24 protein-coding genes and 2 pseudogenes are annotated in these 25,490 nt (G+C 64.9%); 13 read left to right on the top strand and 13 right to left on the bottom strand.

Annotated elements, in window-relative coordinates:
* Nucleotides 1-1,665 carry a glucose-6-phosphate isomerase gene (pgi, locus tag A5707_RS04620; protein WP_065013334.1) on the top strand — a complete coding sequence of 555 codons (1,665 nt, stop codon included), beginning with the start codon at nucleotides 1-3 and terminating at the stop codon, nucleotides 1,663-1,665.
* Nucleotides 1,666-1,750: 85 nt separating this feature from the next.
* Here the strand turns inward: pgi and A5707_RS04615 are convergent, their stop codons facing one another.
* Nucleotides 1,751-2,329 carry a TetR/AcrR family transcriptional regulator gene (locus A5707_RS04615; protein WP_065013333.1) on the bottom strand — a complete coding sequence of 193 codons (579 nt, stop codon included), beginning with the start codon at nucleotides 2,327-2,329 and terminating at the stop codon, nucleotides 1,751-1,753.
* A gap of 92 nt (nucleotides 2,330-2,421) precedes the next feature.
* Between A5707_RS04615 and A5707_RS04610 the strand changes: the two genes are divergently transcribed.
* The gene (locus tag A5707_RS04610) at nucleotides 2,422-3,741 is read left to right on the top strand and encodes an oxygenase MpaB family protein (RefSeq protein WP_065013332.1); all 1,320 of its coding nucleotides are present in this window, start codon (nucleotides 2,422-2,424) and stop codon (nucleotides 3,739-3,741) included.
* Between the two features lies 1 nt (nucleotide 3,742).
* Here A5707_RS04610 and A5707_RS04605 read toward each other — a convergent pair whose 3' ends face one another.
* The 5 genes and pseudogenes from A5707_RS04605 to cobF all read right to left on the bottom strand — a co-directional run bounded on the left by A5707_RS04605 (nucleotide 3,743) and on the right by cobF (nucleotide 6,610).
* On the bottom strand, nucleotides 3,743-4,492 hold the full coding sequence (locus A5707_RS04605; protein ID WP_065013331.1) for an SDR family oxidoreductase: 750 nt from the start codon (nucleotides 4,490-4,492) through the stop codon (nucleotides 3,743-3,745).
* Between the two features lie 91 nt (nucleotides 4,493-4,583).
* Entirely contained in the window at nucleotides 4,584-5,057 is a 474-nt protein-coding gene (locus A5707_RS24340; protein WP_232000629.1) for a zinc finger domain-containing protein, read from the bottom strand.
* A 153-nt stretch (nucleotides 5,058-5,210) separates the two neighbouring features.
* A pseudogene (locus A5707_RS24335) lies at nucleotides 5,211-5,447 on the bottom strand (DNA-formamidopyrimidine glycosylase family protein); the annotation flags it as partial.
* A 16-nt stretch (nucleotides 5,448-5,463) separates the two neighbouring features.
* Nucleotides 5,464-5,865 (bottom strand): phage holin family protein, encoded by a 402-nt coding sequence (locus A5707_RS04595; protein ID WP_065013329.1) that lies wholly within the window; start codon nucleotides 5,863-5,865, stop codon nucleotides 5,464-5,466.
* 10 nt (nucleotides 5,866-5,875) lie between these two features.
* A complete protein-coding gene (gene cobF, locus A5707_RS04590; RefSeq protein ID WP_065013328.1) occupies nucleotides 5,876-6,610 on the bottom strand; it encodes a precorrin-6A synthase (deacetylating) in 735 nt (244 codons plus the stop codon).
* 174 nt (nucleotides 6,611-6,784) lie between these two features.
* Here cobF and A5707_RS04585 point away from each other — a divergent pair, with 174 nt between their 5' ends.
* From A5707_RS04585 to A5707_RS04565, 5 genes and pseudogenes are all read left to right on the top strand, one after another.
* Complete coding sequence (locus tag A5707_RS04585; RefSeq protein WP_065013327.1) at nucleotides 6,785-7,687, top strand: AurF N-oxygenase family protein; 903 nt, start codon at nucleotides 6,785-6,787, stop codon at nucleotides 7,685-7,687.
* Nucleotides 7,684-8,841 (top strand): DUF4873 domain-containing protein, encoded by a 1,158-nt coding sequence (locus A5707_RS04580; RefSeq protein WP_232000626.1) that lies wholly within the window; start codon nucleotides 7,684-7,686, stop codon nucleotides 8,839-8,841. The genes A5707_RS04585 and A5707_RS04580 overlap by 4 nt, the downstream gene beginning before the upstream one ends.
* Before the next feature lie 109 nt (nucleotides 8,842-8,950).
* A pseudogene (locus A5707_RS04575) lies at nucleotides 8,951-9,956 on the top strand (chemotaxis protein CheB).
* Nucleotides 9,949-10,707 carry an STAS domain-containing protein gene (locus A5707_RS04570; RefSeq protein WP_065013326.1) on the top strand — a complete coding sequence of 253 codons (759 nt, stop codon included), beginning with the start codon at nucleotides 9,949-9,951 and terminating at the stop codon, nucleotides 10,705-10,707. Before A5707_RS04575 ends, A5707_RS04570 begins: the two are co-directional and overlap by 8 nt.
* Nucleotides 10,708-10,793: 86 nt before the next feature.
* Nucleotides 10,794-12,635 carry a CheR family methyltransferase gene (locus tag A5707_RS04565; protein WP_065013325.1) on the top strand — a complete coding sequence of 614 codons (1,842 nt, stop codon included), beginning with the start codon at nucleotides 10,794-10,796 and terminating at the stop codon, nucleotides 12,633-12,635.
* A gap of 9 nt (nucleotides 12,636-12,644) precedes the next feature.
* On the opposite strand, the gene A5707_RS04560 is transcribed toward A5707_RS04565, so the two are convergent.
* Nucleotides 12,645-13,361 carry a Crp/Fnr family transcriptional regulator gene (locus A5707_RS04560; protein WP_065013324.1) on the bottom strand — a complete coding sequence of 239 codons (717 nt, stop codon included), beginning with the start codon at nucleotides 13,359-13,361 and terminating at the stop codon, nucleotides 12,645-12,647.
* Between the two features lie 67 nt (nucleotides 13,362-13,428).
* On the opposite strand from A5707_RS04560, the gene A5707_RS04555 reads away from it, so the two are divergent.
* The gene (locus tag A5707_RS04555; protein WP_065013375.1) at nucleotides 13,429-14,070 is read left to right on the top strand and encodes a chemotaxis protein CheB; all 642 of its coding nucleotides are present in this window, start codon (nucleotides 13,429-13,431) and stop codon (nucleotides 14,068-14,070) included.
* Between the two features lie 5 nt (nucleotides 14,071-14,075).
* Here the strand turns inward: A5707_RS04555 and A5707_RS04550 are convergent, their stop codons facing one another.
* Together A5707_RS04550 and A5707_RS04545 are read right to left on the bottom strand one after the other, a co-directional pair.
* Nucleotides 14,076-14,453, bottom strand: coding sequence for a hypothetical protein (locus tag A5707_RS04550; RefSeq protein WP_082969245.1), 378 nt, complete (start codon nucleotides 14,451-14,453; stop codon nucleotides 14,076-14,078).
* Nucleotides 14,450-15,148, bottom strand: coding sequence for a GAF and ANTAR domain-containing protein (locus A5707_RS04545; RefSeq protein WP_419866387.1), 699 nt, complete (start codon nucleotides 15,146-15,148; stop codon nucleotides 14,450-14,452). Before A5707_RS04545 ends, A5707_RS04550 begins: the two co-directional genes overlap by 4 nt.
* A gap of 115 nt (nucleotides 15,149-15,263) precedes the next feature.
* Between A5707_RS04545 and A5707_RS04540 the strand changes: the two genes are divergently transcribed.
* Entirely contained in the window at nucleotides 15,264-16,130 is an 867-nt protein-coding gene (locus A5707_RS04540) for an LLM class flavin-dependent oxidoreductase (protein WP_065013323.1), read from the top strand.
* 16 nt (nucleotides 16,131-16,146) lie between these two features.
* On the opposite strand, the gene A5707_RS04535 is transcribed toward A5707_RS04540, so the two are convergent.
* Nucleotides 16,147-16,947 carry an enoyl-CoA hydratase/isomerase family protein gene (locus tag A5707_RS04535; protein ID WP_065013322.1) on the bottom strand — a complete coding sequence of 267 codons (801 nt, stop codon included), beginning with the start codon at nucleotides 16,945-16,947 and terminating at the stop codon, nucleotides 16,147-16,149.
* Nucleotides 16,948-17,071: 124 nt separating this feature from the next.
* On the opposite strand from A5707_RS04535, the gene A5707_RS04530 reads away from it, so the two are divergent.
* A complete protein-coding gene (locus A5707_RS04530) occupies nucleotides 17,072-17,575 on the top strand; it encodes a PAS domain-containing protein (RefSeq protein ID WP_065013321.1) in 504 nt (167 codons plus the stop codon).
* A gap of 1 nt (nucleotide 17,576) precedes the next feature.
* Here A5707_RS04530 and A5707_RS04525 read toward each other — a convergent pair whose 3' ends face one another.
* Nucleotides 17,577-19,514, bottom strand: coding sequence for a fumarylacetoacetate hydrolase family protein (locus A5707_RS04525; protein WP_065013320.1), 1,938 nt, complete (start codon nucleotides 19,512-19,514; stop codon nucleotides 17,577-17,579).
* A gap of 9 nt (nucleotides 19,515-19,523) precedes the next feature.
* Nucleotides 19,524-20,276 carry a GAF and ANTAR domain-containing protein gene (locus tag A5707_RS04520; RefSeq protein WP_082969244.1) on the bottom strand — a complete coding sequence of 251 codons (753 nt, stop codon included), beginning with the start codon at nucleotides 20,274-20,276 and terminating at the stop codon, nucleotides 19,524-19,526.
* Between the two features lie 123 nt (nucleotides 20,277-20,399).
* On the opposite strand from A5707_RS04520, the gene A5707_RS04515 reads away from it, so the two are divergent.
* Complete coding sequence (locus A5707_RS04515) at nucleotides 20,400-20,783, top strand: anti-sigma factor antagonist (protein WP_065013319.1); 384 nt, start codon at nucleotides 20,400-20,402, stop codon at nucleotides 20,781-20,783.
* On the opposite strand, the gene A5707_RS04510 is transcribed toward A5707_RS04515, so the two are convergent.
* Nucleotides 20,784-23,042, bottom strand: a complete 2,259-nt coding sequence (locus A5707_RS04510) for an ATP-dependent DNA ligase (protein ID WP_269455135.1) — start codon at nucleotides 23,040-23,042, stop codon at nucleotides 20,784-20,786.
* Between the two features lie 121 nt (nucleotides 23,043-23,163).
* On the opposite strand from A5707_RS04510, the gene A5707_RS04505 reads away from it, so the two are divergent.
* Nucleotides 23,164-24,705 carry a mannitol dehydrogenase family protein gene (locus A5707_RS04505; protein WP_065013317.1) on the top strand — a complete coding sequence of 514 codons (1,542 nt, stop codon included), beginning with the start codon at nucleotides 23,164-23,166 and terminating at the stop codon, nucleotides 24,703-24,705.
* The gene (locus tag A5707_RS04500) at nucleotides 24,702-25,481 is read left to right on the top strand and encodes an HAD family hydrolase (protein ID WP_065013316.1); all 780 of its coding nucleotides are present in this window, start codon (nucleotides 24,702-24,704) and stop codon (nucleotides 25,479-25,481) included. Before A5707_RS04505 ends, A5707_RS04500 begins: the two co-directional genes overlap by 4 nt.
* Nucleotides 25,482-25,490 lie beyond the last annotated feature (9 nt).

The following is a 25,490-nucleotide window of genomic DNA, read 5'->3' as shown; positions in this document are numbered from 1 at the left end:
ATGACTGCGGTTGAACAGATCCCTGACATCACCGCCACTCCGGCCTGGAGCGCGCTGCGCGGACACCACGACCAGATCAAAGACCGGCACCTGCGTCAGTTCTTCGCCGACGACCCCGACCGCGGCCGCGAACTGACGATCACGGTCGGTGACCTCTATATCGACTACAGCAAGCACCGCGTCACCCGCGAGACGCTCAAGCTGCTGGCCGACCTGGCCCGGGCGGCCGGCCTCGAGCAGCGCCGCGACGACATGTTCGCCGGCAAGCACATCAACACCTCGGAAAACCGGGCGGTGCTGCACACCGCGCTGCGGCTGCCGCGCGACGCCACACTGACCGTCGACGGGCAGAACGTCGTCGAGGACGTGCACGCCGTGCTCGACGCGATGGGTGATTTCACCGACCGGCTGCGCAGCGGCGAGTGGACCGGCGCGACGGGCAAACGGATCAGCACGGTGGTCAACATCGGCATCGGGGGCTCGGATCTCGGCCCGGTGATGGTGTACCAGGCGCTGCGCCACTACGCCGACGCCGGCATCTCGGCGCGGTTCGTCTCCAACGTCGATCCGGCCGACCTCGTCGCGACACTGGCTGACTTAGACCCGGCCACAACACTTTTCATCGTCGCCTCCAAAACGTTTTCCACGCTGGAGACGTTGACCAATGCGACCGCGGCGCGGCGCTGGTGCACCGACGCCCTCGGCGATGACGCGGTGGCGAAGCATTTCGTCGCGGTGTCCACCAACTCCGAACGCGTCTCGGACTTCGGCATCGACACCGAGAACATGTTCGGCTTCTGGGACTGGGTCGGCGGACGATATTCGGTCGATTCGGCGATCGGGTTGTCGGTCATGGCCGCAATCGGCCGAGAAGCCTTCGCCGACTTTTTGTCCGGATTCCACATCGTCGACGAGCATTTCAAAACCGCTCCGCTGGAATCCAACGCGCCGGCGCTACTCGGGTTGATCGAGTTGTGGTACTCCAACTTCTTCGATGCGCAGTCACGGGCGGTGTTGCCGTATTCCAATGACCTGGCCCGGTTTGCGGCCTATCTGCAGCAGCTGACCATGGAGTCCAACGGCAAGTCGACTCGCGCAGACGGCACGCCGGTGGTCACCGACACCGGCGAAATCTATTGGGGCGAGCCGGGAACCAACGGCCAACACGCCTTCTACCAATTGTTGCACCAGGGCACCCGGTTGGTGCCCGCGGATTTCATCGGGTTTTCTCAACCGCTCGACGACTTGCCGACCGCCGACGGCGACGGCAGTATGCACGACTTGTTGATGAGCAACTTCTTCGCTCAGACGCAGGTGCTGGCGTTCGGCAAGACGGCCGACGAGATCGCCGCAGAGGGAACACCGCCGGATGTGGTGCCGCACAAGGTCATGCCCGGTAACCGGCCGACCACATCGATTCTGGCGAGCCGGCTCACACCGTCGGTGCTCGGACAGTTGATCGCGCTCTACGAACACCAGGTCTTCACCGAGGGTGTGGTGTGGGGTATCGACTCGTTCGACCAGTGGGGGGTCGAGCTGGGCAAGACTCAGGCCAAGGAGCTGTTGCCGGTGCTGGCCGACGACGCCTCGCCTGGTAAGCAGTCAGACAGCTCGACCGATGCGCTGGTGCGCCGCTACCGCACCGAAAGAGGCCGCGCGAGCTGACGTTTCGCGCCGCGCCTTTAGACCGCGAGCGTGCGTGTCCCCGGGCGACACGCCGCTAGTTATTGCGGGATTGCGCACGCTCGCGCTAGAGGTGGGTTGGGACGACGAGCTCGGAACCGAATCTCCGCACAAAGGTGCGCAGGCGTTCCACGGTCGCGGTGTGCGGATCGGACAGGTGCAGCTGCAGTAACTCGCGGCCGGAAGCGTGCAGAATCCGAGCCGTGTATTCGGGGTCATGCAGTTGGGGATTGATGCGCAGCAATTCGCGGATGAAGAACTCCCGGACGGCGGCCTCAGACTGAGCAAGGCGGGCATACAACTCCGGCGGAGCCCCCTGCGGCGGGAACAAAAACAGCCGCCACGTTGCCGGGTGGGCGTCGACGGCGGCCAGCACACCGTCGAACGCGAGCACCAGCGACTCATCGCCGGCGGCAGCGTCTAATCCGGAGATCGCCTCGGCGAACTGCGCGCCGGCCCGTGCCGCCTCGCGGTCGATCAGCTCGACGAACAGCCCAGCCAGATCGCCGAACTTCTGATAGATCAACGATCGGTTGATACCGGCCTGCGCCGCAATGCGGTTCGGTGTTGCCGCGTGAAAGCCCTCGGCGTCGACGATCGCGTGCGTGACGTCGAGGATCTGCTCGCGCCGCCCTTCGGCGGTCATGCGCCGCCTGGGGCTTTCCACAGTCACCCTTGACAGCATAACTAACAACTTGTGAGTATTACTCACTAAGTGTTAGTTAGCCGGAGGCAGTGATGGTCATGTACTACCCCGAACTCGCGAAGCGAGTCCGCAGCCAGCGCGAATTGCAGCCCGACCTCTATGGGGACTTCGACTTTGACCAGCAGCCCGACCGCCTGGCCACCGAGCCCGACGTCGATTCGGCCCTGCCGAAATGGGTCGCCGACCGCGAGCCAATTCTGGAAGACGACCGTGTTCTCGAATTGATCAGCACGGCCACCCTGCTCGGCGACGTCGTCGCCGATCCCTATGCGGCGCTGATGGCCACGCACAGCGTCACGCAGCTGATCGACATGCTCAAGCGGGCATGCCGCGAAGGCATCGAGGCGGTACCGGAGGCACCCCCCGAGCTCGCGTCGTTCATCGCCGCCATGGAGGCCACCCCGGAGTGGATCGACTTCGACCAGGTACGCGAAGGCGCCCGCCAGGAACGCATCCCCGCGGCGCTGCTGGCCCCGTTCATTACCCGCGGGGCCTTCATCGCGACCTTCACCAACACCTACGCCGCGCTGCCGATGGCGTTGACCGGCGCGCTGTCGGGCAAGCGGGCCGCCCGCCGAGTCAACGAGACGGCCAGCTTCTTCGCGGTCACCACCCTGCCCGGCGCGCTGGACCGGTACGGGCCCGGCTTTGAGGCCGCGGCCATGGTGCGGCTGATGCATTCGATGGTCCGCTACAACGCGCTGAAGAAATCCGACAAATGGGACGTCGGGATCTACGGTATGCCGATCCCGCAGGTCGACCAGATGCCCGCTGGCATGATCGGCCAGTACCTGTTGGCCCGCAAGGCGCGCCAGCAGGGCCGGACGAAGTTCACCAAGGAAGAACGCGCCGCCGTCGAATTCGCCAGGTATCGCTGCTTTCTGCTCGGTTTGCCGCCCGAACTCCTGCCGTCAGAACCCGCCGACATCATGCATGTGCTGCACGCGCGCTCGGCGCTACTGCGCGACGGATTCGACGACACCTGCCGCGAACTCGTCAGCGGCACGATGGCGGCCTATCTGCGCCCCGACACCACGCTGTTCGACCGCGGCGCCGAAGCGGTCGAGAAGAGCTTTTCCAAGCTCACGTTCGTCCGCACATTTTGCGGTGGTGACCGCGAAATCGCCGAGGCGATGGGTGTTTCGATGGGAGCGACGGACCTCATGCGCGTCGCGCTGACCGCGCCGTTCATCATCGGCCGGTTCACCGCGGTTCAGCAGGCCAGCCGCATCCCCGTGCTTCGGGACATCACCGACGCCTACGTCATCGGGCTCCTCAAGCTCCGGCTGGCAACCTACGGCAAACCCGAATTCACTACTGACGCAGCGCATTACACGCCAGTGCCAGTCTGAGCTACGCGAAGCGTTTGGTCAGCCGCGGCGGCAGCACCCTCAGCAGCTGCACCAGCGGCACCCACGGCCAGGCCGGGACGACGGCGCGGCCGGATTCGCGTTCGATCGCGGCGACCATCGCATTCACCCCGGTCTCGTTGTCGACCATCAGCATGGTGCTCGCCGACTTGGCGGTCATCTCCGATTCGATGTAGCCGGGTTCCACCACTGTGATCTTGATCGGGCCCTTCGCGTACTCCGCGCGCAGCGATTCGCCCAGCGACGTCACCCCGGCCTTGCTCGCGGCGTAGGCCGCTTTCACGCCCGGCACTCCCTTGTTGCCCAGCACCGACGAGATCAGCACGAGATGCCCCGCGCCGGCCTGCTTGAACATCTCCAGCGCGGTCTCGATCTGCACCAACGCCGACACCAAATTGGTCTCGATGGTCGCCTTGTTGGCCCACAGCTTGCCCGAGCCCAGCGGCGCGCCTTTGCCGATGCCGGCGTTGACGATGACGCAGTCGATCCCGCCGAGTTCGTCGGACAGTTCGCCGAACACCTTGGGCACCTGCTCGTGGTCGTTGACGTCCAAGGCCGCGACGGCCACCGTGATGTTCGGATACTGCTGCGCCAGTTCGGCTTTGAGCTCGTCCAGCCGCTCGGTACGACGGGCGCACAGCGCCAGGTCGCGACCCTTGGCGGCGAACGCGCGGGCCATCCCGGCGCCCAGGCCAGAGCTTGCGCCGGTGATCAGAATCTTCTGTCGAGGCATTGCCACACCCTAACGGGTGTCCCTCGAACGTCGAGTTGTCGGGCCAAATCGCGGGTGGGCCGCACACCAACTCGACGCTCGCGAAGCGCAGTTATTTCAACAGCCGCGACATCCGTCGGTCGGCCAGTACCTTGCCGCCGGTCTGACACGTCGGGCAGTACTGAAACGACTTGTCGGCAAACGACACTTCGCGCACGGTGTCCCCGCACATTGGGCACGGCATCCCCGTGCGCGCATGCACCCGCAGCCCGGAGCGTTTCTCGCCCTTCAACGTCGCGGCCTGTTGGCCGACCGAGCGGGTCACCGCGTCGGTCAGCACCGACACCATCGCCTCGTGCAGCGCCGCCAGCTGACCGTCCGAGAGTTTGCCGGCGGTGGCGAACGGCGAGATCTTCGCGACGTGCAGGATCTCGTCGCTGTAGGCGTTACCGATGCCGGCGATCACCTTCTGATCGGTGACGACGGTCTTGATCCGGCCGGTGTTGCCCGCCAGCAACTCGGCCAACTCGTCGGCGCCGACCTGCAGCGCGTCCGGCCCGAGCGCGCTGATCCCCGGCACGGCCATCGGGTCGTCGACGAGCCACACCGCCAACCGTTTCTGGGTCCCGGCCTCGGTGAGGTCGAACCCGGGCGCCTCGCCGGGCACACCAAGGTGAACCCGCAGCGCAATTGGGCCCTTGCCGGGCCGCAGCGGCGCCCCGGCCAGCTTGTCGGACCACCGCAACCAGCCGGCCCGCGAGAGGTGCGCGATCAGAAACCAATCGCCGACCTGCAGCCCCAGGTACTTGCCCCAGCGCTGCGCACCGGTGACTGCCCGGCCGTGCAGCGCGTCCACCGGCGGGTCGAAGGTCTTGAGCACCGAAAACGCGACGACATCGACCCGGCCGATCGTCAAGCCGACCGCGTGCTGGCGCAGGTAGTCGGCGAGTGCTTCGACCTCGGGTAGCTCGGGCATGCGTCCAGTCTGCCGGTCACACCCGGGTGATGCGCCGGGCGTCGCGCACCACGAGGGACAACAGCCAGCTCACGATCGACAAGACAATCGCAGCCCAGATGGCGGTCCACCAGAAGTGGTCGATGTGCAAGCCCCAGTGCGTGGTGTGGTCGGTGATTCCGGCGGTGATCCACAGCATCAATGCATTGATGACGATGTGGATCAACCCGAGCGTCAGGATGTACAGCGGAATCGACAGGATCTGCACGATCGGTTTGATGAACGCGTTGACCAGGCCGAAGATCACCGCGACGATGAAGACGATCCCGGCCCTCTGCATCGGTGTGCTGCCACCGACGAAGCTGATCCCGTCGACGACGAGCGTGACGACCCACAACGCGAAGCCGGTCACCGCAGCGCGAAACACAAATGGAGCCATGGCGAGGAACCTACTCCGCAGCGCGCAATAAGTAGGTATCCATAATCCAGCCGTGGCGGGCCCGGGCCTCGGCGCGCAGCGACGCGATCCGTTCGCCGACCGCGCCGACGGTGCCCGCCACCAGCAGCTCGTCGGCGGTGCCGAGGTAGGCGCCCCACCAGATCCGGGCGTCGGCGGGACAGCCGAGAAACGAGCAGTCGCCGTCGAGCATGACGACCGCTGACCCGGTCAGCCCATGGGCGCGAAGCTGTCGGCCGGTGGTGATCAACACGGGTTCGCCGACGTCGTTGAGCGGGATCCGATGACGTGCCGTCAGCGCCTGCACGGCGGTGATGCCGGGGATGACGTCGTAGCCCACGCCGACCATGTCGAGGATGCGCAGCGTGCTGTCGTAGAGCGACGGGTCGCCCCAGGCGAGAAATGCGCCGACGTCGCCGGGGGCCAGTTCGGCGGCGATTGCGGCCGACCAGAGCCGCGCGCGGGCCGCGTGCCAATCCGACACCGCGGCCCGGTAATCACCCTCAACAGAACGCGCAGGGTCGGGTAACTCGACGAATCGATACCCCGGCTCACGGATGAACCGTGCGCAGATCTCTCGACGCAGCGCCAGCAGGTCGGTTTTGGCAGAACCCTTGTCTGCGGCAAAGAACACCTGAGTGTCGTTGAGTGCCTCAATCGCCTGCACGGTCAGATAATCGGGATCGCCGGCACCAATCCCGATGACGTGGATGTGTCGATGGCTCATTGCCGGGAAAGCCTAATCGGCATGAATAGCCAGAACCGCCAGTACCCGGTACCGTAGGTATTGACATCTGGCCTTCGCTCTTCCTACCGTCAGGGAACAGGCACCCAGAGAAGGACGTCGCCATGACTCGCGCCGGCGACGATGCAGAGCGAAGCGATGAGAAGGAGCGGCGCCATGACTACTGCGGTGAAGCCGGCCGGGCCCGGTCGCGAGGAATTCTCCGAGCGGCTGCTCAAGGGCTCGGTCAAGAAGTCCTACGCGCCCGTCGTCGACATCGACTGGGACGCCCCGCTGGACCCGGACAAGTTCTTTCTTCCGCCGAAGATCGTGTCGCTGTACGGCACGCCGATGTGGGACGAGATGACTCGCGCGCAGCGCATCGAGCTGTCCCGTCAGGAACTGGTCAACACGCTGTCGGCGGGCATCTGGTTCGAGAACATGCTCAACCAGGCCTTGCTGCGCAAGCTCATTCACAAGGACCCGACCACGCGGTCGTCGCACTACGCGCTGACCGAACTGGGTGACGAAACCCGGCACATGGTGATGTTCGGCAAGGCCATCGAGCGGGTGGGCGCCAAGCCGGTGCGCCCGCGGCTCTACCAGCGGATGGTGATCAACATCCTGCCGCTGTTCTTCCGAGGGCCGGTGCTGTGGGTGGCGGCGCTGATCGGTGAAGAGATTTTCGACTCCCTGCAGCGGCAGATGATGGACGACCCCGAGTTGCAGCCGATGATCCAGCGGCTGATGCGAATTCACGTCACCGAAGAAGCCCGCCACATCCAGTTCGCGCGCGACGGGCTGCGCAAGCGGGTGCCGCACATGGGGCGGCTCAACCGGTGGCTGGTCGCCAACATCAACGGCCTGGGCGGATGGTTCTTCCGCTACTTGTTCACCAACCCGGTGCCCTACGCGCGGGCAGGCCTGGATGCGCGACGGGCCCGGATCGCGGCCCGAAATAGCCCGCACCGACACGAGATTCAGGTGGCCGGCTTCGCCCCGTTGGCTGCCTTTCTGACCGAAGTAGGTCTGATGGGCCGGATCGCGCGGCGCGACTGGACACGCAGCAAATTCTTGTGATCGACAACGTCGTCGTCGTCGGTTCCGCGTCGGCAGCCGCGAAGCTGCGCGATGCCGGTATCACCGACTTCACGCTCGTCGACCGTGAAGTCGTCAGTTCGGTATTCGACGACGAGACCGCCACCTGGACAGTAGCGACCAATGGTGGCGAAACATGCCGTGGCGGCGTTGTCGTAGCCTGCACATCGCCTTTCGTCCCGTGGATCCCAGACCTGCCCGGGCGCAACGACTTTCGCGGGCCAGCAGTCGCGGCCGCGGCAGGCGATACACCGTTCGACCCAACCGGTAAACGGGTGGCGGTAATCGGCGGCGACTTTGCCGCCGGGCAGTGGGTCGACCGGCTGACCCCATCGGCGGCGTCGGTCGAGATCTTCCCCTATTCGCCGCGGAGGGCCATCCGCACGAACCGCCGACGATGGCGGCGCAGGCGCACATCGGTCACGCCGATGCGCTCACCCATCGACGTCATCACCGCCTCGGGCATCCGCACCCGTGACGGGGCTCACCATGACGTGGACGCGATCATCTACGGCACCGGTTTCGCGGTTCGCAAACAACTCCGCCAAGACACGCTCGTCGGCGCCCAAGGATTGCGCATCCAAGAGGCATGGCAGGACGGCATGGAACCCTACCTCGGTGTCGCTATCCACGGTTTCCCCAACTACTTCCTGGCCACCGCACCCGATAGCGAACGCTACGTCGCCGAATGCCTGCGATTGATGCACCGCAGCGGCAGCACCCGCATCGAGGTGCGCCGCAGCAGCGCGCAGACCTTCAATGAATACGTCAACACGGGCCGTCCAAGAAATCTCAAAGCATCGGCGTTCGACCTGGCATCCGGCGCGCAACTCCACGACGAGACCTATGCCGGCCCCGCAACGCTGACCATTGCCGGCACTTGCCGCGAGGTACGCGTCCACCTGACCGGCCACGTAGATCCGATCGACGGTCAATACCATTGGCAGGGAACCGTTTTCGACCAGCTTCCGCCGGATCTGCTTCGACAGGCGCGAACGGCGACGCTGGCGGTCGGCGAGCGCAACTCCTCGGCGCGCATCACCGAAGCGACACCGCAAGGCGGCTATTCGATCGCCGGCGCGGGCCCGCCACCATTCGCGCTCACGAACACCGAACTCGCCGTGCAGCGGCCCTAGAATTTCCGATTGCCCCACCCCCCGTAGACGCGCGTACTCTGGACAGACGCCCCGATAACAGGGTTGCCCTCGCATGCCTGTGGGTAACCCAGAGATGGTGGGGAGCGCTATGCCAGTCGAAAACAACACCCTCAACGTGGTCGCGGTCGGCGCCTCGGCCGGCGGGGTGGAGGCGCTCACCCAATTCGCAGCCGGCCTGCCACCGGATCTGCCGTACGCGGTCCTGGTAGCACTGCATATGCCCGTGGGCGCGCCCAGTGTTTTGGCGCGCATCCTGGACCGCAATGGTCCGCTGCCCGCGGCGCAGGCCGTCGACGGCGCACCCTTAGAACACGGCACCATCTGGGTAGCGGTTCCGAACCGGCATCTGATGGTGGAAGACAACCGGATTGCGCTCTCCGAGGGGCCTACCGAGAACGGCCACCGTCCTGCCATCAACGCGCTGTTCAGGTCGGTGGCGCTGGGCCACGGCCAACGCGCGGTGAGCGTGTTGCTGTCCGGTGTGCTGGACGACGGGACATTGGGCTCTGCCGCGATCCGATCACGCGGTGGTACGACGATCGCCCAAGCGCCCTCTGATGCGCTGTTTCCGGCGATGCCGCTGAATGCGATCGGCGCCGGCGTGATCGATCACGAGGCGGCGGCAGCGGAGGTGGGTGGTCTGCTCAAGCAGTTGGCCGACCGAGTATTTGAGGAATGTGAAATGGAGCCGGACGCGCGCATGGAGTTGGAAAACCGGATCGCGATGGCCCGGCGATTCTCGACCGAATTCGACACTGAGTCGTTGGGCCCCCGTGTCCGGGTACACCTGCCCGGATTGCAATGGCTCGCTGATCTCCGTCAGCGAGGGCAATTACCGCTGCCACGTCGGCCATGCCTGGACAGCTGATGCGTTGCTACGGGCGCGGGATGAGGAGGTCGAAAATGCGATGTGGATTGCCATGCGCAGCCTCCAGGAGAAAGCCAAACTGTCCCGCCGGCTCGCCGACCAGGTCAACCCCGGGCTCCTCAGCGAACGTTATCAAGCAATCGCCGACGAAGCAGAGCATGCGATGGCCGTCCTCGGCAGCAGGTTGTCGGACGCCTATACGAAACACCGGGAAACCAGTGGCTAGATACGCGAGCGAGCTAGCCGTTTCCAGTGACACCGTGGCGACGGCCTGCCTGCTGACCATCGACGGTGTTCTCGACAGCAGTACCTACCTGAAATTGAGGGACGCCATCATCAAAGCGGCGTTGGACGAGCCGCGGGCGGTCCTCGTCGATGTCAACGCGCTCGACGTGCCGGCGTCCTCCGCCTGGTCGGTGTTCACCAGCGCCCGCTGGCACGTGAGCACTTGGCCCGATGTTCCGATCGTTCTGGTGTGTGGCGATGCCGACCGACGGACCACCATCTCCCGGATCGGTGTGACGCGCTACGTGCCGGTACACGCAACCGTCGAAGCAGCCCTGAACGCGCTGCCCGTCGAGGGGCGGCAGGCCAGGCGGCGGGCCCGGGTGGAGTTGCCCGCTTCGCTGGCCAGCCTGCGTCGCGCGCGTGATCTGGTTGGCGAGTATCTGACGGCGTGGTCGCAGACCGAGCTGATTCCGGTGGCCACCGTCGTCGTGAACGTATTCGTGGAGAATGTCTTGCAGCACACCGCGAGCACGCCTGTGCTGGTGCTGGAAACCAACGGAGCAACTGTCACGGTGTCGGTGCAGGATTGCAGCACGACGCCGGCGGCTCGTCGGGAGGACCCGTTCCGCGGCGGCGAGCGAGTGTCCGGCTTGGCCATCGTCGCTGCGGTCTCCTGTGCCTGGGGCAGCACACCGACCCCGTCAGGGAAGGCGGTGTGGGCGGTCGTCGGTCCGGAAAACAAGCTCTAGGCAGCGTCCGCGACGATACGGACCAGGCGTCTCCGAGCCCCGAGTAATGTTCAAATTCGCCACGTTTTATCGCCAGACGGGACGAGATGGACACGAAGACCGACGAATCGTTCGAGGCCCTGCTGCGCTACATGCGGGATTCACGGGGGTTCGACTTCACCGGATATAAGCGCACCACGCTGATGCGGCGGGTGCGTCACCGGATGGCCCAGTCCGGCCATGACACCTTCGAGGAATATCTCGATGTGCTGCAGGCCAGCTCCGACGAGTTCTCGGCGCTGTTCAACACGATCCTGATCAACGTCACGGCGTTCTTCCGGGACCCGGACGCCTGGGAATACATCGCCGCCGATGTCATCCCGAAAATGCTTGCCGAGCGCGGCCCGGACGACCCGATCCGGATCTGGAGTGCCGGCTGCGCCTCCGGTCAAGAGGCCTACACGCTGGCCATGCTGCTGGCCGAGGCACTCGGATCCGATAGCTTTCGGCAGCGGGTGAAAATTTATGCGACCGACGTCGACGAGCATGCGCTGACCGAGGCGCGAGCCGCCAGCTACGACGCCAAAGCCATCGAGTCGGTTCCCACAGACCTTCTGGAGAAGTACTTCGAACAACTCAACGGCCGCTACATCTTTCACAAAGATCTACGCCGCGCGGTGATCTTCGGCCGCAACGACGTGGTCAAGGACGCCCCCATCTCCCGGGTGGACCTGCTGGCGTGCCGGAACACGCTGATGTACATGAACGCAGAAACTCAGCGGAATGTCTTGGGACGCTTGCACTTCGCGCTGGCTGCGCAAGGCACGTTGTTCCTCGGCCACGCTGAGATGTTGTTGAGTCATACCGATCGGTTCACCCCGCTGAGCCTCAAACACCGTATCTTCAAAAAGACGCCGGGATCGCACACCGGCTTGGACCGTTACGATCCAGCGGCGGCGATGTATGACCGCCGCGGAGAACTGCCCGGCCTGGGCACTGTGCGCGACTTGGCTTTCCGCGCTAATCCCGTTGCGCAGCTGGTGGTGACCGGCGAGGACACCGTGGCGATGATCAACCAGCAGGCCGAGACCATGTTCGGGCTGTCGGCCCGCGACATCGGCCGGCTGCTGCGCGACCTGGAGGTCTCGTATCGGCCGGTGGAGCTGCGCGCGTTCTTGGAGCAGGCCAAGGTCGAGCGGCGATCGGCGCGGATTCCCGACGTCAAATGGCAGCGGCCGGGCATGGAAGCCGTATGGTTCGAAATCCATGTCAACCCGCTCGTCGACGCTGAAAACGGGCTGCTGGGCGTGTCGATCGTGTTCTTCGACGTCACGGCGACACGAGCGTTGCTGGACAAGGTGGTTCAGACCAACCGCCAACTCGAAGCCGCTTATGAAGAACTGCAATCCACCAACGAAGAACTCGAGACCACAAACGACGAACTGCAGTCAACGGTCGAGGAGTTGGAGACCACCAACGAAGAGCTGCAGTCCACCAACGAAGAACTCGAGACGATGAACGAGGAGTTGCAGTCCACCAACGACGAGCTGCACACCATCAACGATGCTTTGCGCGAGCGCAGCGTCGAACTCGACGATGCCCGTACTTTCCTTGATTCCCTGGTCAATTCGGTTCATCTCGGCATGGTGGTGGTCGATCGCGAGATGCGGGTGGTGGTGTGGAACCATCGCTGCGAGGAGCTGTGGGGTTTACGCGCCGACGAGACCACCGGCGAAGTGTTGACCGCTCTGGACATCGGACTGCCGATGGACAATGTGCGGCCGCTGATCGGCAATGCGTTCGTGGACCCGGACAACCCGGGCGAGTCGATCGTCGAGGCGGTCAATCGGCGCGGCCGGCCTACTCAGGTTCGGGTGACCTGCACCGGCTTTCAAGCCCCCGAGGGCGGCGTCAACGGTGCCCTGCTGTTGATGGATGCGCAATCCTGACACGAAAGTTCACGAGTTTCGGCGGTGGTTACGCAAGTCGTCGAATTCAGCCTTGACGATGCCGTAGCACTCACATGCCCGCTGCACCAACCCGTCGCGATCGGCGATCGTGATGACGCCACGTCGGTAGCGAATGAGCTCCTGCGCCTGGATTCGTTGCGCGGTCTCGGAGACAGTTGGCCGGTGCACGCCCAGCATCTGGGCGAGAAATTCCTGGGTGAGCGGAAATTCGTCGCGGCCGACCCGGTCCTGGGTGGTGAGCAACCAGCGCGCCATCCGGGCTTCGGTGGCATGACTGCGGTTGCAGACGACATTCTGGGAGACCTGCACCATTGTCGCCTGAGTGAAGCGGTTCAGCAGTGCGTGTAACGCCCCGTCACGGTTGAGGGCCTGCCGGAAGTCACCCACGCTCATCACAGCTGTATCCCCCGGAACCTGGCAAAAGGCAGCCTGTGGGCTACTGGTGGCACCGAGATATACCGGAAGCCCCACCATCCCTTCGTGACCGACGGTGGCGACCTCGAGCTGGATCTGCCCGTCGGCCATGGCCACCAGCGAGTACACCGAGGTCAGTGGGAAATAGATGTCGGCGATCGGCTTTCCCGGCTCGTATGCCGAATGTTTGACTTCGCTCTGCTCCAGACGTAGGTGACCCTGCAACTGGGCGAATTCGTTTTCAGGTAGCTGGGCCAGGATCGCGTTGCGCCGAACCTCTTCCTCGGTCATTGCCGTCGGGTACCCAATGTGTCTGCGGTTATGTCGGGAACCCGACATAACGACTACGCTGATGGAGATGATCCCGGCCGGCGGTTCCGTTACGACACCGAACTTCGGGCGGGTCGTCATCGTTGCATCACTCGGCGGGATACCAGCCATCACGACCCTCTTGGCAGGGCTTCCAGGGGCCTATCCCGTCCCGATCGCGGTGGTGCAGCATCGTCGCCGCACACAGGCCTACGACCTGCTAGCGCCAATTTTGGCCCGCCGTACGGGCCTGCCCGTCCGGGCCGCCGAAGCCGGTTGCGCGGCGGACCAACCCGGCGTCACCGTGATACCAGCGGAGACCATGGCGACCATCGACGACGCGGGCCGATGGGTACTCGACGACAACGCCGGTGACGTCGGTCCCGGCAACGCGCTGCTGAACAGTTCGGCGCAACTTACTCCGACTGTTGCCGTCATCTTGACCGGTGCGCTCGGCGATGGGGCGGATGGATGTCGTGCAGTCAAGCGGGGCGGCGGGCGGGTGCTGGTGCAGGATCCGGCAACGGCTCGCGCCTCGAGCATGCCCGCCAATGCGATTGCGACCGGTTGCGCGGACTTCGTGCTACCGCCGGAGCGGCTGGCACCCGCGCTGCTGGCCCTCACTACTGCGCCAGGAGCGGCGGAATTGCTGACGGTGCCGCTGCCGCCGTGGGCTCGGCTCAGCTCGTAGGCGAGCTACTCCGATTTTTGCTGCTCGGCGGCGGCGTCGTCGTGGGCCGCGGCGGCGGCGCGGTGTGCCTCGGCCGCGTCCTGATGCGCCTCGCCGTTACCGTCTCCGGCGAGCATGGCGGCCTGCTCGTGCGCGGCAGCGGCACGCCGGTGCGCCGCACCGGCCTCGCGGTGCCGCTCGGCCGCGGCGTGATGCGCCCGTTTGGCTCGCGCTAGTGATTCTTGGGCGTGCAGCCGCGCCTGTTCTGCTGTGTCGGCGTCAGCGCCCAGGCCAGAAGCGAGTTCGCTTCTGCGCTTTTGCAACTCGCTGGCCCGTCGCCGCGCCGCCTCGGCCCGTGCCGCCGCGCGATCCAGGTTTGGCGGCTCCGGCTCGGTCGCGGTCATCGACTGGGATGTTCTGACTCGACCAGTTGGCGGGCTACCACGACCAGCGGCGTGTTCGAACTCTGCGACAGCCGCTTGAGCAGTTCGAATGCCTGCACCGCATCGATCTTGAACCGCTCCATGATCATGCCCTTGGCCTGGCCGATGATGTCGCGCGATGCCAGCGCGCTGCGGAACTGCTCGTCGCGGCGCACCAGATTCCATGCCAGCGCGGTGTGGGTGGCGACGATCAACCCGAGCTCGGTCGCCTCGTAGTCGAACACGTTCGGCCGCTCGGCGTAGAAGTTCAACGCTCCCATCGTCTGATGGTCGGCGAACAATTGAAACGACATGATCGACCGGATCGGCGTCTCTGCGATGGCGTCGCGGCAATACGCCGGCCAACGGTGCTCCAGCGTCATGTCTTTGATCCGGATCATGTGCTGTTCCCACGCCGCCGACAGGCACGGCCCCTGCTCGTGGCGTCCCTGAATCTCGTCGAGCAACACTGGATACCGGCCCGTCGCCGACGCCGTTCGCACTTTGCCGTTGCGGGTTGCGATCGTGATGCCGGCGTACTGCGCACCTGGCACGGACTTGACGGCACTTTCGGTGAGTTCTCCGAGGACCATGTCGGCATCGGTCTCCTGCTGTTGCAACGCCTGAATCAGGTCCGCGACTTCGCGGATCTGCTCACCCCGGTGGCTACCCATCATTCGGTTGGCTCCGATCGGCTGCTTCGATCGCGATCCCGTTATTCTTCCGCCGTCCGGCAAACGAGGCAACCTAGTATTCCGTTGACGCTTTGCGATTCCCAGGACTGGAGGCAGTGTGCGGTTCAGCTATGCCGAGGCGATGACCGATCCGACGTTTTACATTCCGCTAGCAAAGGCGGCCGAGGCAGCCGGGTACGCCAGCATGACGATTCCCGACAGCATCGCCTACCCGTTCGAGTCCGAGGCGAAGTATCCGTATACGCCCGACGGCAACCGCGAATTCCTGGACGGCAAGGCGTTCATCGAGACGTTCGTGCTGACTGCTGCGCTGGGTGCGGTGACGACGACGCTGAGGTTCAACTTCTTCGTGCTCAAGCTGCCGATCCGGCCGCCGGCCCTGGTGGCCAAGCAGGCCGGTTCGCTGGCGGCGTTGATCGGCAACCGGGTGGGTCTGGGCGTGGGCACCAGCCCCTGGCCCGACGATTACGAGCTGATGGGTGTCCCGTTCGCCAAGCGCGGCAAGCGCATTGACGAATGCATCGAGATCGTGCGCGGGCTCACCACCGGCGACTACTTCGAGTTCCACGGCGAGTTCTACGACATCCCCAAGACCAAGATGACCCCGGCACCCACCAAGCCGATCCCGATCCTGATCGGCGGGCACGCCGATGCCGCGCTACGACGGGCGGCGCGCGCTGACGGCTGGATGCACGGCGGCGGCGACCCCGCCGAACTCGACGAGTTGCTGTTGCGGCTCAAAAGATTTCGCGAAGAAGAAGGCAACGACGGCCCGTTTGAGATCCATGTGATCTCGGCCGACGCGTTCACGCTCGACGGGATCAAGCGGTTGGAGGACAAGGGCGTTACCGACGTCATCGTCGGCTTCCGCGTCCCCTACATCAAGGGACCCGACACCGAGCCGCTGGATACCAAGATCCGTAACCTGGAGAAGTTCGCCGAGAAAGTGATCGCGAAAGTCTAGGCACGTCAACCTCGCGCTACAGCGGATCCCAAGTCGCGGTCCGCTTCTCGCGGTGCGCCCTGGCCGCCTCGACCGGATTGTTGGTGAAGCCACTGATGATCTGGGTGCGGTTCTCGATCTCTTTGGCGTGTCGCAGACTGGGCGCATCCAGCGCGGCGTTGAGCCCGATTTTGGTCTGCCACACCCCGTAGGCATTGTTCGCGGCGATCGCGCGCGCCATCTCCAGCGCTGCATCGGTCAACTCGTTCGGTGCTACCACTTGATGGACCAGGGTGATCCGATAGGCCTCGGCCGCGTCGATGATTCGGCCGGTCAACATCAATTCTCGCGCCACACCCGCTCCGACGATCTTGGGCAGCAGATAACTGGTGCCCATGTCCATCGACGAGAATCCGGCTTTGATGAATACCGACCCGAACCGGGCCGCCTCGGACGCGATCCGGATGTCGCAATGCAGCGCGTACGCCAGTCCACCGCCCACGGCGACGCCGTTGACCGCGGCGATCACCGGGATGGGCAACTCGTAGAGCCGGGTCAGTTGGTCGGCCAGCCGGACCTGGCCGTCGTAGTTGGTCTTGAAGTCGGCCGCTGCCGGCGCTGTCCAGGGCTCACCCGTGCCGCTGAGGTCGGCGCCGGCGCAAAAGCCGCGTCCGGCGCCGGTCAGGATCGCCGCCCGGTACGTGCCCGCGCTGAGCTGGTCCAGCGCGCCGTCGACACCGTCGAGCAGTGCCCCGTCGATCGCGTTGAGGCGTTCCGGCCGGTTCAGCGTGACGCAGGCGATGTCGTCGTCGAGGCGTTCCACTTCCACAGCAGCCATACCGGAACCGTAGGCAAGAGGGGTAACTCGCCGAGCAACCGGGTACACAGCCACCAATCGCTGAGCCACAAGCGATGTATTTGTGGCGCGCGCCTCATCATGCGCGCCGACAAGGGGGGTCCTCATGGACACGACGTATCTGCACTCAGAACATGGTGTCGGCACGCAGCCGCACCGGATCGCGCAGCCGCTGGCCGGCGATTGGTCGGCGCAGCTGGGCTGGTTCCGGTTCTATTTCGACGACGACCGGTGGGTCTGGTCGTCGCAGGTCGAGCGGATGCACGGGTACAAGCCCGGTACCACCGCGCCGAGCACTCTGCTACTGCTCTCGCACGTTCACCTCGACGACTATCAGCGGGTGGCGGCCACGCTCTACGATGCTCGCCGCAAGCATCACCCGTTCAGTTCGCATCACCGGATCATCGACACCCGCCATCACACGCATGACGTCATCATGGTCGGTGCGCCGTTCTACGGCGCGGACGGAACGCTCCTGGGAACGCACGGCTTCTGGCTGGACGCCACACCGCTGACCCAAGCTCGGGCGAACAACCCGGCGACCAGGGCCGCCGACAAACAGCGTGCCGAGCATCGACAGCAACGGATCCGCGCCGCGACGCAGTGCTGAGTCAGCTGTGTTTGGCGAACCATTCCGCTTGCATGACCAACAGCGCCATCGGCTCCAATTCCGGTGTGGCCGGGTCGAGTTCGCGGTAGCGCTGATAGACGTTGACGACGACGCGTTCGGCGTCCAACCAGGTCGCATACTCGCCGAGGTCGATGGTGTCCGCCGCCTCGGCGAACGATAAGCCTTGGCGCCAAGCCGCTTCAGCCTGCTCGTTGACGTGAACGAGATACCCGCGAACCGCGCGGATACCGTCCGGGTCGGTCACCGGGCCGTGGCCTGCGACCACCGTCGCCGGGTCCAGGGCGATCATCGCGTCGCAGGCCGCCACCCAGTTGCCGATCGGACCAGCCCATACGATCGGCGTGCAGCCGATGAACAGCAGATCACCGGCGAACAGCACGCCGGCGTCGGGCACGTGCACCACCGAGTCGGCCGCGGTGTGGGCCGGACCCAGGTTCAGCAGCCGCACTTCCCGTCCGCCGACCTCGACGGTGAGCTCGTCGTCGAAGGTCTGGTCGGCATTTCGCAGCCGAATCCCGCTGAAATCGAAGGGCCCGAAGCGGTCTCGCAGATACCGCGTTGCGATGGGGCCCAGGTCGGCGGTCTGGGTCATCGCCAACATTTCGGGGGCCATCCCGTGGGCGATTTCCTCGGCGGTGCCCTTGGCGGCGATGATCCGCACCGAGGGATCCAGCAGTTGGTTGCCGTGGGTGTGGTCGCCGTTGGAGTGGGTGATCAGCGCATCGCTGATCGGCGCCTCATCGGTGACCGGCTTGACCGCGGCCAGCATTTCACGGGACAGCGGTAGGTCGAAGAGCGTGTCGACGAGCAGCGACGCGCCGCTGCCGGCGACCAACCCGGCGTTGCTCCAGCCGTATCCGCCGTCCGGCAGCATCCATGCCCACACCCGCGGGGCGACCTCGTGCAGGCCTCGGGTGTAGGGGACCTTCGCGGACGCCCGGTTGACCCGGGTGCCGGCCGTGGCTTGCGGGTTGGGTCGTGGCGGGAGGCGGTGCGGTGCGGGTGTGTGGCGGACTGTTTGGCGGGTTTCGCCCAGTCCCTGGACTTTCAGCGTGACGACGTCGCCGTCGTGCAGCCAGCCGGGAAACGATGCCGGGTTCGCTGGGTCGAGATGCTCGACGAGGGTGCATGTCGGAACGGTGCCCGAGCCGAAAACGTCCCCGGGAGAAAGGGTTACGCCCCGCGAAGCGTAGGAGATCACCTCACCGAAGCTCCAGTCCATCGAGCTTGTCGAGCCCGAACCGATCACCGCGTCGTTGACCATTGCGGTGACGTCGAGGCTGAGTTTGCCGTCGCGGCGGTAGGGCTCCAACTCATCGGGTGTCACGAGATAAGGGCCCAACGTCACTCCACTGTCCTTGCCCTTGGCCTGACCGATGCCCAGTTGGCCTTCCAACTGTTGCAGGTCGCGTGCCGACCAGTCGTTGAAGATCGTGTAGCCGATGATCGCCTGCTCTGCCTCCTCGACCGACAAGTCTTTAGCGGCGCCGCCTCCGATTACTGCCGCGATCTCCAATTCGAAGTCTTGCCAAGCGCTTCCGGGTGCCGTCGGGGCATCGTCATACGGTCCGAGAACGGTCGAAGGACAGGCGAAGTAGAACGCCGGGATGCGGTACCAGGTGTCTTTGAGCACCCGGCCGCCGCCCATCGCGGCCTGACAGTTGCGCATGTGGTCTAAAAAGCACAGCGAATCGCGGATCGACGGCGGGCGCGGGATCGGCGCCAAGAGCGTCACCTCGGTCAACCGCACGACGGTATGCGGCGACCGCAACACCTCCTGGCCCGCCTCGTGCAATCCGGCAGCGCCGCGCCCGATCAGCTCGAGCAACGTCACGCCTGGCGGCATCGCATGGATTGCATCGTCGGCGAGCACCCCGGTGCGCTCGTCGTGATCACTTCGATAGGTCACCCACCGCATGTCGACTCGCTACTGCGCGGTGGCGCGATTGTTGAGCCCATCCGGCAGGAAGGAATCCAGCTGTCCGCGCTTTTGTGCGTCGACGATGTTGGCCGCGACATCCCGCAGTTTGATATTCCGGTCCTGCGATATTCGGCGCAACTGTCCGAACGCCGTGTCGCTATCGCAGGAGAACCGCCGCATCAATATGCCCTGGGCCTGTCCGATGGCTTCGCGCGTCGCCAGGGCACTGTGTAGGTGATCGACGAGTTGGCGGGCGTCGTCGTACAGCGACGCATTGTCGAACGCGGTGCCGGCGTGCAGCGCGAACAGCAACACCAAGTCCAGTGCCTGATCGGTGAACTGGTGCGCGCGGCGCGAAAACAAGGTGAACCCCACCAGCGGCTGGCGTCGCACGGGCATCGGCAGCGCCAGACAACTGCGGAAGCCGGCTTCGCGCATCCGGTCGGAAAAGCCCGGCCAACGCTGTTCGGTGTCCGCCTCGTCGACCCGGCGGGGCTCGCGATAGCGCACCGCGTCAAGGATCGGTCCAGGCCACGGCGTTGCTTCGGACAGCGAGTGGCACAGCGACGTGGCCTCGCCACCGGCAACCGTCTCCAGCTTTTCCTCGGCGCCCACGGTGATCGTCACGTGATCACAGCCCGGGATGGTGCGCGCCGCACGCCGGACCAGCCGCTCGAGCACCATGGTCACGTTCTCGTCCTCGCTGAGCCGGCCGACCTCAGCCAGCTCGTGGGCCAGCGAATACACCTGGTCGTCCACGCGGCACCTCCCGATACGTCGCTTTAGACAGACCACCGTGTTCGTGCTAGAAATGCAAGATCAGTCTGTCTTCGACAGTGCAGGGCAGCGCCAAATCACACCAGAGCATTCTGGAGTTACCGCATGGGCACTGTCATCGAAGAACTACCGGATACCGCCGCCCGACTGCAGGTCGACCTCACACACCACGGTTCTGCCGTGATCATCCATGCCAGCGGTGAAGTAGACGCCTACACGTTGCCGGCCTGGCGACAAGCGACGCTTCAAGCCGCCGCCCAGGTCAGTTCACCGGGGCCGGTGATCGCCGACCTCAGCGGGCTGGATTTCATTTCCTGGGGCGGACTGCGGACTCTGGCGGACCAGGCAGCGGCGCGTCGGCGCAGCGGAACCCCCGTGGTCGTGGTGAGCCAGGCAGCGATCGTGCGCCGCATGGTCGAGGTGGCCGAACTGCACGACCTGCTTCCAGTCCATCCCAGCGTCGAGGCTGCGCTGCGCAGCGTCGGGTAGTCATTCCCGGACCACCTCGTCCGGACTCTTGTCGGGCCGCAGACCGCGCCAGCTGGGCTGGCGCAGCCGGCCGTCCGATGTCCATTCGCTGTAGCGGACCTCCCCGACCAACGTCGGCTCGACGAACGTCACGCCCTTGGCGTCGCGAGTGGGAAGCCGTGTGTTGAACGGGGATTCGTCGGTGCGCAATGGTGCCAACGTCTTCTTCAGATTGGTCAGGGCAAGTTCGGTGAAGCCGGTGCCGACCTTCCCGGCGAACTGCAAACCACCGTCGGCGGGTATGCCCATCAGCAGCGAACCGATGCCGCTGGTGCGTCCGCCCTCGCCGGCGCGCCAGCCGCCGATGACGACTTCCTGGGTATTCCAGTGCTTGTCCTTGATCCACGACGACGAGCGACGACCCGGCTGGTAGGTGGAATCGCGTTTCTTGGCGACGACGCCCTCCCAGCGATGTTTGCGTGAGTGTTCCAGTGCTTGATCGCCGTCGCCGGGCAGTAAGTCCGGAACCATGAGATCGGTGCCGGTGGCCAGCGTTTCCAGCAAACGGCGGCGATCGCGGTATCTGGCGCGCAGCAGCGACCGACCGTCCAGATACAACAGGTCGAATGCCCAATATTGGACGCGGGTGGCGCGGACCCGGTTCTGCATCTCGGAGAAACTCGGCACGCCGTCGTCGTCAAGGGCGACCACTTCCCCGTCGAGGATCATCCGATGCTCTGTGAGATCGGCTGCCAGTGACCGCAATTGAGGATATTCTTTGGTGACGTCGCGGCCACGCCGCGATCGCAGCCGAACGGTGCCGTGGTCGGCGTCGACAAGTAGCCGGTAGCCGTCCCACTTGCCTTCGAACGCCCACTGCGACGCCTTCAGGTTGGCCACCGAACCCTCCGTGGCGAGCATGGGGCTCAGCCCGTCGAGTTCGACGACCTTCTGGTCTTTCATCCGGTGTGCCAGCCACTGATCGCCGTTGGTTTGAATCAGTGCGTAACGACCCGAGATTCGGCTGCCGTGCAACGTAACGATCACTTCATCATCGCGAAACTTCTCGGCCTCGTAGGTGCCCGCGTCCCAGATGATGACCTTGCCGCCGCCGTACTCCCCCTTGGGGATCGTCCCCTCGAAGGTGGCGTACTCGAGCGGATGGTCCTCGGTGTGCACCGCCAGATGATTGACCGACGGCGTATCGGGCAGGTTCTTGGGCACCGCCCAGGACACCAGCACGCCGTCGCGCTCCAGCCGAAAGTCGTAGTGCAGCCGACGGGCGTGGTGCTCTTGGATCACGAAGGTATTGCCTTGCCCGACAACAGGCTTGCCGCTGGGTACCGGCTCCGGCGTTTTCGACGCGTCGCGCATGCTGCGGTATTTGGTGAGCCGGTCGGGGGTGACGTCGGCGTCCAGTGGCGCCAGCAGATCACCGTCGCGCTCGACTCGGGCCAGCACCTCGTCGTAGGTCAAGTGGCGAAGTTTCTTGTCGTCGAGTTCTTCCCAGCTACGCGGCGCCGCGACGGTCGGGTGATCGCGGCCGCGCAGTGAATACGGCGCGATCGTGGTCTTGGACCCGTTGTTCTGGCTCCAGTCCAGGAATATCTTGCCGGCCCGCAAGCTTTTGGTCATCGTCGAGGTGACGAGCTTGGGCATCGCCTTCTCGAGTTGCTGCGCAATACGTTTGGCTACTACCACCGCCCCGCGGCTGCTGACCGGCTTGTCCAGTGGGGCATAGAGATGCAGTCCCTTGCTGCCGCTGGTGAGCGGGAACGCCGTGAGCCCGATATCGCTGATCAGATCGCGCACCGCACGAGCCACTTCGGCGAGCTGAGCCATGGTCACGCCTTCGCCGGGGTCGAGGTCGAACACCAATCGTGTTGCAGGGCCGGGTTTGAGTTCTTCTCCGCTGCGTGTCCACTCGGCGACGAAACGCCACTGCGGCACGTGGACTTCCAGCGCGGCCTGCTGTGCGATCCAGGCCAGTCCGGTCGAGCTGTCGATGATCGGATAGGTCGTCGTTCCCGACTTGTGCACCACACTGCCGCGGGGCAGCCAGTCGGGTGCTGATGACGCCAGCTGCTTTTCGAAGAATGACGGCTCGTCGACGCCGTTGGGCCAGCGCTTGCGGGTAGCGGCGCGTCCGGCGATGTGCGGCACCATCACCTCGGCGATGCCGGTGTAATAGTCGAACACTTCGGCTTTGGTGGTGCCGGTGGCGGGATAAAGCACCTTGTCGGGGTTGGTCAGCTTCACCCGCGGCGCCATAGCGCCCAACCTACGCTGTGTGGCGTATTTCACCACGCCAGTTAATCGCCTGCTGAGGGCAGCATTGTCGGAGGCGACGGTGCCGCGCTCGCTTAACGATCTTCATCTAGACGGGTACGTTCGGCGACCTATGGGTTACGCGAACTGTCTTACGAATGTCGTCACCCAGGACCACACGACTGCGGTTCCGCTGAGTGACGCCACATTGCCCCTGCATTCGTCACGGATCGACGTGCCGACCTACGACAGGTCGGCCCTTCAGCCTGGCGTCGTCCACATCGGAGCGGGCAATTTTCATCGTGCACACCAAGCTGTGTACTTCGACGACCTTGCCCGCTCGGGCATATCCGACGAATGGGGCGTCACCGGGGTCAGTCTGCGGTCCCGCGACGTGAAGGACTTGCTGTCCGCTCAGGATGGGCTCTACACCGTCGTGCAGCGGGGCCACGACCACCAGACGGCCCGCGTGGTCGGCTCGATCGCCGCCTACCACTACGCGCCGAACGACGGCGACGCGGTCCGTGCGGCTCTGACCGATCCGCAAACCCGCATCGTCAGCCTGACAATTACCGGCAACGGGTACTTTTTGGATCCAGTTACCGGCGAATTCGACGCGGCCAACCCCGACGTGCGTGCCGACCTTGTCGCCACGTCGGATTGCTATGTGACTGCCTGGGCATACCTGGCCGAGGCGCTCGACCGGCGTCGTCGCGCCGGTACTGCCCCGTTCACCGTGCTCTGCTGCGACAACATCCCCGACAACACCCAGGCGGCGCGGACCGCGCTGGTCTCATTCGCGGCGTTGAAAGACCCTGAGCTGGCCCGGTGGATCGACAGGAATGTCGCATTCCCGTCGACCATGGTGGACCGCATCACCCCTGCGACGTCGAACTCGGAGCGCCAGTTCGTGGAGCAGACATTTGGCATCGCCGACAAGTGGCCGGTGCTGACCGAACCGTATTGCCAATGGGTCATCGAGGACACCTTCAGCTACGGGCGCCCACCGCTCGACGAGGTCGGCGCGCAGTTCGTTACCGATGTCAGCGATCACAAGCTCGTCAAGACCCGCCTGCTCAACGGAACTCATATCGCGATCGGGTGTTTGGCCACGCTGGCCGGCTATCAGCGCACCGACACCGCGATGCGGAATCCGGTCATCTTCGATTACGTCGAGCAACTCATGCGCGACGAGATTCAGCCGCTGCTACCGGCGGTGCCCGGGATGAACACACCGGACTATCGGGACACGTTGCTGGCTCGGCTGGGCAACCCTCAGATGAGTGACCAGCTGTCGCGGTTGGCGCGCCGGGGATCGACGAAGATGTCGTCGTTCCTGCTGCCGTCATTGCAGGAGGCGATTGCCCAGGGCAGACCGCACACGCTGCTGATGCTGGCGCTCGCCGGGTGGGCCCGGTATCTGCGCGGCTACGACCTCACGGGCCGCAAGATTCGCATCGAAGATCCGCAGGCAGAACTGCTGACGAACTTGGCGACCTACGGAGGGACTAACCCTGATCCGCTGCTGCGGCATGAGATCTTCACCGAATTACGTGGGATTCCTGGTTTTGCAGAGCGTCTCGGCGAGATGATTACCGACATCGACGAGCATGGTGTGGTTCCCACGCTGCGCCGGGCGTTGCGGGACAATGCGCGGGAGTTGGTGTTGCAATGAACCAGCCCGTGAAGTTTGTCCGCGACTTCGACCCCACGCCAATCACCACCTTGCTCTGCGACGCAGACGACAACCTATTCCCTTCGGAGAAACCAGCATTCGCCGCCTCGGTCGAGGTGATCAATCGGTTCCTGGCCAGGTTCGACGTGTCGGCACCTTTCACCGCAGAGCAGCTGCGCAAACAGGCCGTCGGAAAGAACTTCCGCAGCACCGCTCTCGATCTGGCTGTGCAGGCTGGGGTGTCCGTCGACCCTGACGAACTCGAGCAATGGGTGCGACAAGAACGCGAGCAGGTCACCGCACACTTAGCCGCCACCCTCAAGCCAGATCCGCACGTATTGGCTCCGTTGCAGGCGCTCGCGTCGCGGTATGCATTGGCAGCGGTCAGTTCCAGCGCCACCAAGCGACTGGACGCCTGCTTCGCCGCCACCGACCTCGATCCGCTCATCCCGGCGGCGCTGCGCTTCAGCGCGGAAGACTCCCTTCCGGTGCCGACCAGTAAGCCCGACCCCGCGGTGTATCTGCATACCGGCCAGGTGATGGACGTCGAGGCGCACGAGGGACTGGCCGTTGAAGATTCGGTAGCCGGTGTCACCTCCGCGGTCGCGGCCGGCTACCTCACCGTGGGTAACCTGATGTTCGTATCAGAGGACGAACGTCGTTGCCGCAGTGCGGAATTGATTGATGCCGGCGCGGTCGCGATAACCGACTCGTGGCAGGCTCTCGCCGATGTCCTGATGTTGTCGCCCGTGACAGGTGGAAGTTTCACCGCTTAGGAGTTGGGC

Source organism: Mycobacterium kyorinense (assembly GCF_001672775.1).
GTDB lineage: Bacteria > Actinomycetota > Actinomycetes > Mycobacteriales > Mycobacteriaceae > Mycobacterium > Mycobacterium kyorinense_A.
This window is presented reverse-complemented; position numbering and strand designations above follow the sequence as displayed.